13 protein-coding genes are annotated in these 11225 nt (G+C 50.8%); 3 read left to right on the forward strand and 10 right to left on the reverse strand.

Annotated features, from left to right (window positions below):
- Positions 1 to 165 precede the first annotated feature (165 nt).
- The gene (locus B3007_RS10450) at positions 166 to 1053 is read left to right on the forward strand and encodes an alpha/beta fold hydrolase (RefSeq protein WP_301376735.1); all 888 of its coding nucleotides are present in this window, start codon (positions 166 to 168) and stop codon (positions 1051 to 1053) included.
- A 221-nt stretch (positions 1054 to 1274) separates the two neighbouring features.
- On the opposite strand, the gene B3007_RS10455 is transcribed toward B3007_RS10450, so the two are convergent.
- Together B3007_RS10455 and B3007_RS10460 are read right to left on the reverse strand one after the other, a co-directional pair.
- Complete coding sequence (locus B3007_RS10455; RefSeq protein ID WP_301376736.1) at positions 1275 to 1697, reverse strand: DUF6691 family protein; 423 nt, start codon at positions 1695 to 1697, stop codon at positions 1275 to 1277.
- Entirely contained in the window at positions 1694 to 2104 is a 411-nt protein-coding gene (locus B3007_RS10460; RefSeq protein WP_301376737.1) for a YeeE/YedE family protein, read from the reverse strand. Before B3007_RS10460 ends, B3007_RS10455 begins: the two co-directional genes overlap by 4 nt.
- 124 nt (positions 2105 to 2228) lie before the next feature.
- On the opposite strand from B3007_RS10460, the gene B3007_RS10465 reads away from it, so the two are divergent.
- Positions 2229 to 3593: a leucyl aminopeptidase family protein gene (locus B3007_RS10465; RefSeq protein WP_301376738.1), complete on the forward strand. Its 1365-nt coding sequence runs from the start codon at positions 2229 to 2231 to the stop codon at positions 3591 to 3593.
- 65 nt (positions 3594 to 3658) lie between these two features.
- Here the strand turns inward: B3007_RS10465 and B3007_RS10470 are convergent, their stop codons facing one another.
- Complete coding sequence (locus tag B3007_RS10470; RefSeq protein WP_068444061.1) at positions 3659 to 4525, reverse strand: hypothetical protein; 867 nt, start codon at positions 4523 to 4525, stop codon at positions 3659 to 3661.
- Positions 4526 to 4894: 369 nt separating this feature from the next.
- Complete coding sequence (locus tag B3007_RS10475; protein ID WP_139325816.1) at positions 4895 to 5554, reverse strand: carbonic anhydrase; 660 nt, start codon at positions 5552 to 5554, stop codon at positions 4895 to 4897.
- A 175-nt stretch (positions 5555 to 5729) separates the two neighbouring features.
- Between B3007_RS10475 and B3007_RS10480 the strand changes: the two genes are divergently transcribed.
- Positions 5730 to 6698, forward strand: coding sequence for a LysR family transcriptional regulator (locus B3007_RS10480; RefSeq protein WP_068444063.1), 969 nt, complete (start codon positions 5730 to 5732; stop codon positions 6696 to 6698).
- Here B3007_RS10480 and B3007_RS10485 read toward each other — a convergent pair.
- The 6 genes from B3007_RS10485 to B3007_RS10505 form a co-directional block, all read right to left on the reverse strand.
- Complete coding sequence (locus B3007_RS10485; RefSeq protein ID WP_068434643.1) at positions 6695 to 7210, reverse strand: hypothetical protein; 516 nt, start codon at positions 7208 to 7210, stop codon at positions 6695 to 6697. The two genes, B3007_RS10480 and B3007_RS10485, sit on opposite strands and share 4 nt — an antisense overlap.
- 66 nt (positions 7211 to 7276) lie before the next feature.
- Entirely contained in the window at positions 7277 to 7846 is a 570-nt protein-coding gene (gene yeiP, locus B3007_RS10490; RefSeq protein ID WP_068434639.1) for an elongation factor P-like protein YeiP, read from the reverse strand.
- A gap of 80 nt (positions 7847 to 7926) precedes the next feature.
- Positions 7927 to 9096, reverse strand: a complete 1170-nt coding sequence (gene egtB, locus B3007_RS10495) for an ergothioneine biosynthesis protein EgtB (RefSeq protein WP_068434636.1) — start codon at positions 9094 to 9096, stop codon at positions 7927 to 7929.
- Positions 9096 to 10091 carry an L-histidine N(alpha)-methyltransferase gene (locus B3007_RS10500; RefSeq protein WP_301376739.1) on the reverse strand — a complete coding sequence of 332 codons (996 nt, stop codon included), beginning with the start codon at positions 10089 to 10091 and terminating at the stop codon, positions 9096 to 9098. The genes egtB and B3007_RS10500 overlap by 1 nt, the downstream gene beginning before the upstream one ends.
- Positions 10092 to 10294: 203 nt before the next feature.
- Positions 10295 to 10564 carry a cysteine-rich CWC family protein gene (locus B3007_RS15660; protein WP_369598042.1) on the reverse strand — a complete coding sequence of 90 codons (270 nt, stop codon included), beginning with the start codon at positions 10562 to 10564 and terminating at the stop codon, positions 10295 to 10297.
- A 3-nt stretch (positions 10565 to 10567) separates the two neighbouring features.
- A complete protein-coding gene (locus tag B3007_RS10505) occupies positions 10568 to 11077 on the reverse strand; it encodes a porin family protein (RefSeq protein ID WP_068434630.1) in 510 nt (169 codons plus the stop codon).
- Positions 11078 to 11225: the final 148 nt, after the last annotated feature.

The raw sequence follows: 11225 nt of genomic DNA on the forward strand, positions 1-11225 counted from the left end.
ATTCTGTGACTGACGCGCACAGTAAACCCTCTGCAAATGACAGCCAGATGGCCCCCATCTGACAAAACGATGACAATTTCGCAGTCAATGCTGTCGCTATTCAACCTACCGGTCACACCAAGAGACGGGCATTCTTCTGCAGAACAGAAAATAAAGGAAAGCAGCATGTCATTGATGCGTTACCTGGGGCTGACGAAACTGAGTACAGCAGAGCTGGCCGAGATCTATACCAACGATAACTCCCGATTCTTCCATTACCGTGGTGACAATATTCACTACCGGGTTGAGGGCAGTCAGGACGAAAACGCACCAGTCCTTATCATGCTGCATGGCATCATGGCCTCGCTCCAGACCTGGGATGGCTGGGTTGAGCACCTGAAGGGGAAATACCGGATTATTCGCCTTGATGTGCCTGGCTTCGGCTTAAGCGGTGCTATCAGTGACGGGGATACCTCCATCGAAGGAATTGTCGACCGTATCAATGCGCTGCTGGAGCACCTGAAGCTGGAGAAAGCGGTCCTGGTAGGAAACTCGCTAGGTGGCTATATCTCCTGGAGCTTCGCGGCAGAGCACCCTGAAAAAGTTCAGGCGCTCGTACTTCTGGATGCAGCGGGCTACCCAATGCAGCTTCCTCTGATCATGAAGCTTTTCACAACTCCCTACCTTCGCCACCTGGTGCGGGTAGCAACGCCTCAGTTTGTTGTCAGATACATTCTCGGTGAGGTATACGGGGACAAGCGACGCATAGCGGAAGAAAAAATACCGTGTTATCAGGATATGATGCTGCACAAAGGCAATCCGTTATCGCTGCTGAAAATCTTTGAGGAGCTCGACAATATGACGCCTGAGAGAGTTTCTGACGTAACCGCCCCCACTCTGATTCAGTGGGGTGAAAAAGACATCTGGATCACGCCGAAGAACGCGCCACTGTTTCATCGGGACATCAAAGGGTCAGAGTTGATTACCTACCCAGGTGTCGGCCATGTACCGATGGAAGAAATTCCGGAACAGTCTGTGAAAGACGCCGAAGAGTTTCTGTCACGCGTTCTCTGAATCTGAATGTGCCGCCTCATCAATACAAAGATGAGGCTGGCCGAAGACAGACAGGATGAATACAGCGGAATCAGATAAGCGATGCATAGTGCTGGCCCTCAATTAACGATATTCACAGTTAACCGTGTGTCAGCACCAAACAGAAACAGATATTAACTAACGGCCCGATAGTAAATTCTGATCAAGGCTTCTTAGTTATTCTTGTTTATTCCTGTCTACTCTTAGCTGCTTTTTGCTGGTCCAACAAAATAGTGAGCCAAGCGGTTGCCGGCAATCAGCGCCCCAACAAAAATAAGTACGCTCTCATTACCAGACAATACGTCAACCAGCGCTGGCCCCGGGCATAGCCCGACCAGCCCCCAACCTATTCCAAACATAGCGGCACCAGCAACCAAACGAAGGTCAATATCCTGCAGGCTTGGCAGGTGAAAACTCGAAGCGAACAGAGGTTTATTCCGGGATTTGCTTAATTGAAAGACGATGAAGAAGGTCACCACTGCGGCGCCCATCACTGCGATTAATTCCGGCTGCCAGCTCCCGAATACATCCAGAAATGCCCGGACTTTCTGTGGATCATTCATGCCTGAAACCAGCAGGCCAAGTCCAAAAAGGAGGCCACTCAGGAAAGGGATAACATACTTCATAGACTCAGCCCCACTGCATTCATCATGGCGACGGTCACAATACCGGCTGCGATAAAGGTCAGTGTCGCGACGAATGAGCGGAACGAAAGCCGGCCCATGCCGCACACTCCATGACCACTGGTACAGCCATTGCCAATATAGGTACCAAACCCCACAAGGAGCCCCGCAGCAATCAGAAGCCCAGTGTTGTCAGTAATGTTTATCGGAGTTGAATAACCGGCCGCCTGCACGACCGGCCAGGCAACCAATAGCCCGACCAGAAACGCAAGTGCCCAATGGCGCCCTGAGTCCATAACCAGAAACAAACTGGAAAGCACCCCGGTCATACCACTGATGCGACCGATGCCCACCCAGAGCAAAGACGCGGCGGCACCGATCAGAAAGCCACCGCCAATTTCATCCCACATTCTGCCTCCCAAGGCCCAGAATAAAAGCGGCTTAGTTTACCCGAACCCTGTATATCTGTCCGGTTCTGTTACCCTTGTTATACTCCTATACTACTAAGCGAATACCCAGAAACAGGAAATAACGATGTCTGCAGTACTGATGCATAGCCAGGAAGGTACGCCCCTTCACCTGATCGAGAAAGAGCACTACGCCAACTGGCTCGATAGTCAGCCGGAACACGTCAAACAATGGCTTCTGCATTCGGGCTATGCTGGCTCCGGCCACACCATCATTCCAGCAACAGACGGAAGCATTGATAGCGTTTTGTGCGTGGTTGAATCTACCGAAGATTTCTTCGTCTGTGGCAACCTTTCCAGTGCATTGCCAGCTGGAACATACACTCCCGTTTCTGACCTTTCCGATGAAAGCCTGCTGGCTCTTGCCTTCGGCTGGGGCGTCGGCGCCTATCGCTTTGACCGGTACACAGAGAAATCGGCAGTCACCGCAAAACTGTCCCTGAATAACGAAGCCATTATTGAAGAAGCACGCCGTTTAACAGAAGGCACCAAACGCGTTCGCGACCTGATCAATACACCTGCGTCTGACATGATGCCGCAGAACATATCATCAGCGGTTCATTCAATGGCCGATGAATTCGGCGCAAAAGTCCGGGATATCGTGGGTTCAGAACTGCTTGAACAGAACTACCCTATGATCCATGCGGTAGGCCGCGCCAGCGAGCATGACCCTCGCCTGATTGATATGACCTGGGGAGATCCAGACCACCCTAAGGTCACGTTAGTAGGTAAAGGTATCTGCTTCGACAGTGGCGGTCTGAATATGAAACCTGGCGATTCAATGCGCCTGATGAAGAAAGATATGGGTGGTGCAGCCCACACGATCGGTCTGGCCTACCTGATCATGGCCAATAAGCTACCAGTGCGCCTGCGTCTGCTTATCCCCGCCGCTGAGAACGCAGTCAGTGGCAATGCTTTCAGACCCGGCGATGTTATTCCGACTCGCAAAGGTTTGACCGTCGAGATCGACAACACTGACGCAGAGGGCCGCCTGGTACTGTGTGACGCATTGTTCGAAGGTGCCAGCGAAAAGCCTGACCTGATGATCGACTTCGCAACGTTAACGGGCGCATGCCGTGTTGCACTTGGCACGGACCTGCCCGGCTTCTTCACGAATCAGAAGCAGCTGGCTGGTGACCTTATGCAAGCGGGTGAAAAGATATCGGACCCTGTCTGGAACCTGCCCCTGTTCCGCATGTACAAAGAAGCCCTGCACAGCGAAGTTGCCGATATGGTCAACTCCGTTCCCGGCCCATTCGGGGGAGCAATCACAGCCGCGCTGTATCTGGAAGCATTCGTCGAAGAAACTCCATGGGTGCATTTCGACGTTATGGCCTGGAATCGCCGAGCACTCCGTGGGAAACCTGTCGGTGGTGAAGCTATGGGCATGAGAGCTATGTTCGAGTATCTGCGTCAGCGCTATCCGAACTAAGTAAATGAGAAATAAAAAAGCCCGACTGCAAAACAGCCGGGCTTTTTCAGGAGTTCACAACGTTATCAGGCAGTCTTACTGTCAGATTCTTTGTTGTAAATATCGTCTACGGTCACCTCAATGTTCTCAGGTTTGTGGTTAACCACAGCCGAACTTGCCTGTTTCTGGGTCTTGCGTGTTCCCTTCTTAAAGAGGGTGCGACGCGCATCCAGAATAACCCGACCAAACGAACCACAGTCCAGAGAACCAACACAGGCCATTTCATCGCCTTTATGCCAGCTTGGGTTACGGCTTTCAAAGAAAGCGATCTTAGGCACAGCACGCTCTTTGTCAGTGATCGGTGTTACGAAGTCTGACAGTGTACAGGCGTCCTCACCGAAGTCCAGAAGGCCCGTTTCACGATTGAGTGCGCCCGGGAAGATGTTATCCGCAGCAGTAAAAGCAACATTCTTCAGGTGCGGATCATCACCGTCAATGTTCGGGTAATACTTGTAGAAGTTGTTTGCCAGAATCAGGTAGGTACGGTAGCCCATAGAAATCAGGAACCAGTACATCGGCAGAGTCGGATGACGGAGACGCTCTGAAAGCAACCAGCGGAAAAATGACTGAGGGAATGCAGAATGCCCCCAGTATTCTTTTGCCATCACAGTATCACCGCTGAAGAGAATTCGGACTGGCTTGCCGTCGACTTCAATGGTGCGGGCAACACCCGTCGAGAAACCCACGACCTTGCCGTCGGTTTTGCGCTTAGCAATGTGAGCACCGGTTTTATTCGAGAAGTCTTCCAGGAACTGTTCAAACGGCGTGTTCTGGTAGTACACCTTAAACAGTTCGTACATTCCCAGACACTCGTCGAGAGTAATGTCTTCACGCTTTTTGAAGCGCATTTTGATCGGAGGCAGTTTCTTCTGCGCTGCTTTGTTCGCTGACATAGTGAGAACTCCTGTCCCTTTTCATAGGGCTCATTTATTTTATTGTTCAAGCAGTGTCAGAAAGGTGGCAAAAGGGAGGTGTCCCAATGCGACAAAAAATAATAAGAGAGTCAGAAACACCACCACGGGAATCGCCATCAATGGCGCGCAGACGTAGTGTGAATTATGTTCTTATTATTTTTATTATCGGGGCAGTGCCCCACCATCTGACGTCATCACTGTGATGACAAGAAAATAAACAACTGTTAATTAAACTAAAATTTGTCTATTAACTGACTGAGGAGTTTACGCCTTTTCAGGCCATAGCCAATGGGTAAAACGAGCCACAGAAACAATGGCCCGTTTTGTTACATAATGTAGTGACTTTAGTCACTTAATTTCAGCAATCTCTTTCTGGTATCGAGACTCGAAATTTTCGAAGGAAGTACCGGTCTCTACTGAACAACGGATGCCACCGGTCTCGATATTGTACACCCAACCGTGAATCTCTACCTTACCTGTGGCAAGTTTGGCAGCGACAACGGGATGTGTACGCAGATGCTGAACCTGCTGAAGAACGTTCTCTTCAATGGCTTCATTCAAGTGCTCATGGCCAAGACAGGCGCCACTTTCAATGCCGTTTCGCTCGCGCACAATCTCCATCGCCGAGCGACAATGCCCCAACCACTCTTTAACGTGAGGTAGGCCATTCAGGCCATCCATGTCCAGAGCACCTTTCACCGCACCACAGTCTGTATGGCCACACACAATAATATGGCGTACACCCAACACAGCAACTGCATACTCGATAGAGGCCGTCATACCGCCCGTTTCGTTAGAGTGTGGTGGAATGATGTTACCGGCATTACGGCAGATAAACAGGTCACCCGGATCGGACCCTGTCAGCAGATTAGGATCAATACGCGAGTCCGAACAAGTGATGAAGAGGAACTCGGGGCTTTGCCCACCCGCGAGGGTACCAAACAGGTCTTTCCGCTCTGGATAAACATTCTTACGGAAGTTGAGCACACCATTGATAACGTCTTTCACTGTCATTCCTCTTCTTCAGGGTTGCGTAGCCTAAATGATTTAGCCACATCACAACATAGCCCAAACAAGCTGCTCTGCTGCATCTGTCGCCAGAGCAACATTATAAGTCCGTACAACAAAATCAAAACTGATATATTTAATACCATCCATAAGCTGAATCTTATAGAGAAACCTGATGCCGCTCACCATCCAGAAACTTGCCAGTCGCCTGACATTCCGCCAGCTCCAGGTATACAAAGCCGTCTATGAACTGCGCAGTTACAGCCAGGCAGGCGACCTGCTCGGTCTGACCCAGCCGGCGGTGAGCAGTCAGGTACGACAGCTTGAGCAAGCGTTGGGCACATCGCTGTTCGAATACATAGGCCGCAAGCTTTACACCACAGCGGCTGGCGAGCGTATGTACGATGCAGTGAAAGGCATCTTCGCAGAGATCCTCGACCTGCAAACAGAGCTTGCAGCTCTGGAAGGCCGGGTCGCCGGCGAATTGCGCATTACCGCAGTAAATACTGCGCAATACGTTGTGCCATACCTCATGCGCCCCTTTCTCGATAAAAACCCTGACGTGCGGATCAGTGTACGGGTGGTTAACAGGGCAACAGCAATCGAGCGCTTAAGCGATAACGTCGACGACCTTGTCATTATGGGGATGGTGCCAGATGGCAAAGGGCTGATCTCAATCCCCTTCCTCGATAACGAACTGGTAGCAGTCGCACCGGCAGAGCACCCATTGCTCAGCCAACCAACCGTCAGCGCCGAAGAGTTTCTCAACAGCCGGTTACTGATGCGGGAAGCGGGCTCAGGTAGCCGGCTCGCACTCGAGGTTCACTGCCATGAAACCCGACTGAAGATACCTGAGGCTATGATTCTGGGCTCAAACGATGCGATTAAACATGCAGTCATTGCCGGTCTTGGCGTCGCTGTCTTACCGAAGTTGAGTATTTTGCCCGAACTTCAGCTAGGTACCCTGCAGATTCTTCCCATTGAGCACTTTCCACTGCGCCGTAGCTGGTGCCTAGTACACCCCGCAAACAAAAGTCTGACGCCAGCAGCGCGGGCATTTGTTGAGTATATTCAGCAAAACGCCGGAGAATTCAGCAGACAGTTCGATAAACAGAGCCACTACTTTCCACACGAGGATTTCTAAGGTAAGCGGAAGCCTTCGGCAGATTCAGGAATATACCTCCAGATCAGTTTGCCATCCTCCAGTAGCAAGACGCCCGCACGCTGCCAGCGGGTGCCTGATGCGCTTCGGTTGCGGATGCCCTCTCGCCATAAACGCATGACTCCCAATAACGAGGGCAAGCCCATAAAGTGAGACGCAGCGCTGAAGCCCAGACCTGCCTGACCATAAAGGTGACGCTCTGGATCATGATAGAAGGTCAGCCCCTCGGCGCCGCCTATATCTTCCAACCAGACGTCACGTAACGCCTCATCACCATGCGTAACGATAACCACATGAACCTCAGAATTCTCTGCCGCCCAGCCACTCACGCGTTTGATATCGCGCTCAGCAAAAGGGCACCCGGTATGCCGTACAAAAACAAGTAGCAACCGTCCGGGAAAACGTATTTCAGGTGGAAGGTCTAAAAAGTCACCGAGACGCAAGTCATCACGTACTGCCTGCACCGGCGGCTTTTTAAGAAATATTGAAGCCAAAGTATGTCCACGTCTCAGATACAAAAAAGCCCGGATAATCCGGGCTCAGTATGAAAGAAACTCAGATCAGTTCGCACGACCTGTGAACTTGCTTTCATCGGTATTCACCTTAATGCGGTCGCCCTCTGCGATATGCTCAGGCACCTGCACGACCAAACCTGTGCTCAATGTCGCAGGTTTAGTACGGGATGTCGCAGACGCACCTTTCATTGCTGGCGCAGTCTCAACGATCACCAGCTCAACGATAGTTGGCAGATCAACACCTACCGCAGACTCGTTAAGAACAACCACCTGCAGCCCTTGAGTCTCTTCATTGATAAACATCGACTCTTCAGCGATGGTCTCTTTGTTCAGCGGGTACATGGTGAAGTCTTCAGAGTCCATGAAGTTGTACTCGTCACCATCAATGTACGACAGAGTCACGGGGCGACGAACCAGATCCGCCAGGTTCAGCATATCGCTGTCTTTGAAAGACTCATCCAGCTTAGCGCCAGTCACCACATCGTACATACGCATACGGTAGATAGAACCACCGGCGCGGCCTTGGGGCACAGAACGCTCGATGTCTTTTACGAAGTACACGCTGCCGTTGTACTCAACCGCAGCATTCTTTTTAATTTCACTGGCCTTAGGCATGAAAACTAGCTCTTAGTTAACGAATTTCGAAGCGTGAGATTACACCAAGCCGGTAAAGAAGCAAGCGCGACAAACGCAGCTCAACGCACCAGACGGATTCCCATATATTGCCATTTGAGCCAGGGTTGGAAGAAGTTGCGATAGGTTTTCCGGCTGTGCCCTTCTGGCGTCGCGACTGAACCACCGCGCAGCACCATCTGGTTCACCATAAACTTGCCGTTATACTCACCAACAGCGCCGCTGGCTGTACTGAAACCTGGGTAAGGTAGGTAGGCACTGTTGGTCCACTCCCAGCGCTCGCCCCACTGGATCTTATGAGAAGCGACTTCCCATTCTGACTCGGTTGGCAAGCGGCAGCCTTTCCATGCTGCGAACGCCGATGCCTCGTAAAAGTTCACATGCGCTACTGGCAGGTCAGGCTGAACAGGACGCAATCCATTGAAGTCATAAACCATCCATTCCTGTTCGGGCTTCTGCCAATACAGAGGCGCTTCTGCATTTGTTTCCTGCACCCAACTCCATCCGTCGGAATGCCATAAATCAAACCGTAGATACCCACCGTCTTCTATAAAAGCCTGGTACTCACGGTTAGTGACCAGAGAGCGACGTATTTCAAAATCTTCGATGTACTGCTTGTGTGCTCCATGTTCGTTATCAAACGAAAACCCTTTATGACTGGCCGGGACACCCACCGAATAAACACCACCTCCCACGGCAGCCCATTGCTCTGTTAACTCGGAGGCGAAAGCCTGAGCCGATCGCAGTTCAGGTACTTCCAGAGGTGGGTATAAGGGGTTATGGCCAAGGATGTATTTAATATCCGTAATCAGCAGTTCCTGGTGCTGTTGCTCGTGATTCAGGCCCAGTACCACCAATGCTTCGAGCTCAGGGGAGAGTTCGTTACGCTCCAGAAACTGAGCCATGGCATCATCAACGTAACTCCGGTACGCGTAGACTTCATCGACCGTTGGACGGCTCAGGTTTCCCCGGTCTGCTCTCGGTACGCGCTCGCCAACCGTTTCGTAGTAACTGTTAAACAGATACCCCCACGCCGGATGAAATACCTGATAGCCGGAAGAGTGCGGTGAAAGAATAAAGGTCTCAAAGAACCAAGTGGTATGAGCGAGATGCCATTTCGGCGGGCTCACATCCACAACAGGCTGAACAACATAGTCTTCAGCCGAGAGATTCCGGCATATCGACTCAGAGGCAGCCCGGACCAGGCGATATTGATTCAGCAAATCTGACATCAGTTCTTCATCCAGACGGCGTTAACGAACCAGCCCTTGCTATCCAGACAATGTTTTACTGGTGAAAATCCGGTTGTTACCGCCAGATCATCGACCTCTGTCAGACTGAATTTGCGCGAGACCTCCATAAATACAGGCTCATGCTTCTCGAATGATATTGAGCGCCCTGCGATGCTCACCGTCTGGTTTTTCTGACTGATCAGATAGCTCTGGCATGCGCCACTGACAGGGTTGTAGGTCTGGAAGTATTCAAAGTTTTCTAACCGGAAGTCGGCTCCTAATTCACCATTAATCCGGCGGAGTAAATTAAGATTGAATTCCCGTGTCAGCCCGTCGCTGTCGTCGTATGCTTTTAATATCGTGCGAGGGTCTTTTTTAAGATCAAAGCCTGTAATTAGTAAATCACCCGGGTGCATGTGCTCACCAAGACGCAGGCAGAATGTGTGGCAGTCCTCGACGGGCATGTTTCCGATGTTAGACCCGAGAAACAGCACAACTTTGCGACGTTGAGAAAACCGGTCAATTTCCCCTAACGCAGCAAAGTAATCGCCTTCGAACGGGTGAATATCGACATCTGAAACATTCTGCTGAATACCCGCGCACAACACATCGAGAATGTGACCAGAAATATCGACCGGTAAGTATCGGAAGTGAGCACTCGCTTCTGACAGGTACCGCAGCAAATGACGTGTCTTTATTCCGTCACCGGCCCCAAGTTCTACAAGGTCAAATCCGGCTCCGTCGATATTCAACTCGGACACCAGCTCGTTCGCTTTTTCGCGAAACACTTCCATTTCACAACGGGTCAGGTAGTAGTCGTCACAACGCATAATACGTTGGAATAAGTGATCTCCGGCTTCATCGTAGAAGTATTTGGATGACAATGACTTCTGAGGCTGACTAAGCCCACGCAGAACATCGTTAAGAAAAGTTGTATTGACCGGCGCGTTATCTGCTTCCTGCACGTGCGCCAGAACTGAGTGTGTACCAGACATAGTATCCCTGCCTATTCAGAGTGGCATCGCTACAGAACTCAGCTGCCACTGTCATTATTCTATAGAACCCGAAGGCCATTTCGTCAGTACTGCTAATGTCACCCTATGCCAAGGGTCTGAACAATGCAGCTACTTGGCCGAACCTGATACGCCAAACCAGCTATTCGACCAGAGGTCAGGGATACCAGTGAACTATGACAGTTTTACGTATGTCGGGACTTTTGCTGGGTTTGATTGCCATCAGTGGCACAGGAGGGACAAAGACAGGCTTTATTCCGGCTTGAAGCGGGGATCTGGTCGAGAGCGTGCTGACTGATTGTCTCAGTCATACACCAGCATAGAGTATCGAAAGAGCCCGCAGCGGCGGGCTGACAGTGGTTGTCAGCGCCGCACAGCGGGCAGCTGTGCTCAGGCCGAGGTGAAGAGGCATGCGAATTATGAGAGGTATGCGATTCAGTCATACCCCAGAGCATACCTCAGAAGTTCACGGCCAGACCAACACCAAGAGCATCCAGTTCTACATCATCGTCGTCGATGTAGTTCATATATTCTGCGTTAATTTCTAATCGCTCATTGATGTTGAAGTCTGCGCCAATACCCATAGAAAGGCCCATTTCATCGTCAGAATCACTGAAGGCGCCATTGTCATAGCTGTAATCCGCACGGGTCAGACCGACGATAGCGTATGGAAAAAATACGTCAGATAAGGCAATACCACCACGGACATAACCGCCCAGCAGGCTGTCCAGCTCCACGCCATCGTCATCAAGGCCAAAACCAGCACGAACTTCACCGGAAAAGTTCTCATTGATGTACATGCCAAAACGACCGTATGGCATGGTGACGTCATTGTCGTCTCCCAGCTCTGCCATTCCCAGACCACCACCGGCATACATTGCACGATCCGCCATTACCGGAGCGGCACAGGCGCCAGCGATACCAAGAATTGCCATTTTCTTTGTCAGTGTGTTCATGACCATTTTCATAAAAACATCTCCGTAATAAAAAACGAGTACGTAATCGGAGAGCTCATATCGAAAATAGTTCGAATTATATTTTTTGAATTTTAAGGAACTATATTTGGCTTGAATCAGCACGCATAAAAAAAGCCACTAAGACTTCATGTCTTGCGGC

Origin of the sequence: Thalassolituus sp. UBA675 (genome assembly GCF_002297765.1) — a bacterium.
GTDB lineage: Bacteria > Pseudomonadota > Gammaproteobacteria > Pseudomonadales > Oceanobacteraceae > Thalassolituus.

Excerpts from the sequence above, each read along its gene's own strand:
- B3007_RS10450 (WP_301376735.1), top strand. The coding sequence starts at position 166 with ATGTCATTGATGCGTTACCTGGGGCTGACGAAACTGAGTACAGCAGAG.
- B3007_RS10455 (WP_301376736.1), bottom strand. The coding sequence starts at position 1,697 with ATGAAGTATGTTATCCCTTTCCTGAGTGGCCTCCTTTTTGGACTTGGC.
- B3007_RS10460 (WP_301376737.1), bottom strand. The coding sequence starts at position 2,104 with ATGTGGGATGAAATTGGCGGTGGCTTTCTGATCGGTGCCGCCGCGTCT.
- B3007_RS10465 (WP_301376738.1), top strand. The coding sequence starts at position 2,229 with ATGTCTGCAGTACTGATGCATAGCCAGGAAGGTACGCCCCTTCACCTG.
- B3007_RS10470 (WP_068444061.1), bottom strand. The coding sequence starts at position 4,525 with ATGTCAGCGAACAAAGCAGCGCAGAAGAAACTGCCTCCGATCAAAATG.
- B3007_RS10480 (WP_068444063.1), top strand. The coding sequence starts at position 5,730 with ATGCCGCTCACCATCCAGAAACTTGCCAGTCGCCTGACATTCCGCCAG.
- yeiP (WP_068434639.1), bottom strand. The coding sequence starts at position 7,846 with ATGCCTAAGGCCAGTGAAATTAAAAAGAATGCTGCGGTTGAGTACAAC.
- egtB (WP_068434636.1), bottom strand. The coding sequence starts at position 9,096 with ATGTCAGATTTGCTGAATCAATATCGCCTGGTCCGGGCTGCCTCTGAG.
- B3007_RS10500 (WP_301376739.1), bottom strand. The coding sequence starts at position 10,091 with ATGTCTGGTACACACTCAGTTCTGGCGCACGTGCAGGAAGCAGATAAC.
- B3007_RS15660 (WP_369598042.1), bottom strand. The coding sequence starts at position 10,564 with ATGCTCTGGGGTATGACTGAATCGCATACCTCTCATAATTCGCATGCC.
- B3007_RS10505 (WP_068434630.1), bottom strand. The coding sequence starts at position 11,077 with ATGAAAATGGTCATGAACACACTGACAAAGAAAATGGCAATTCTTGGT.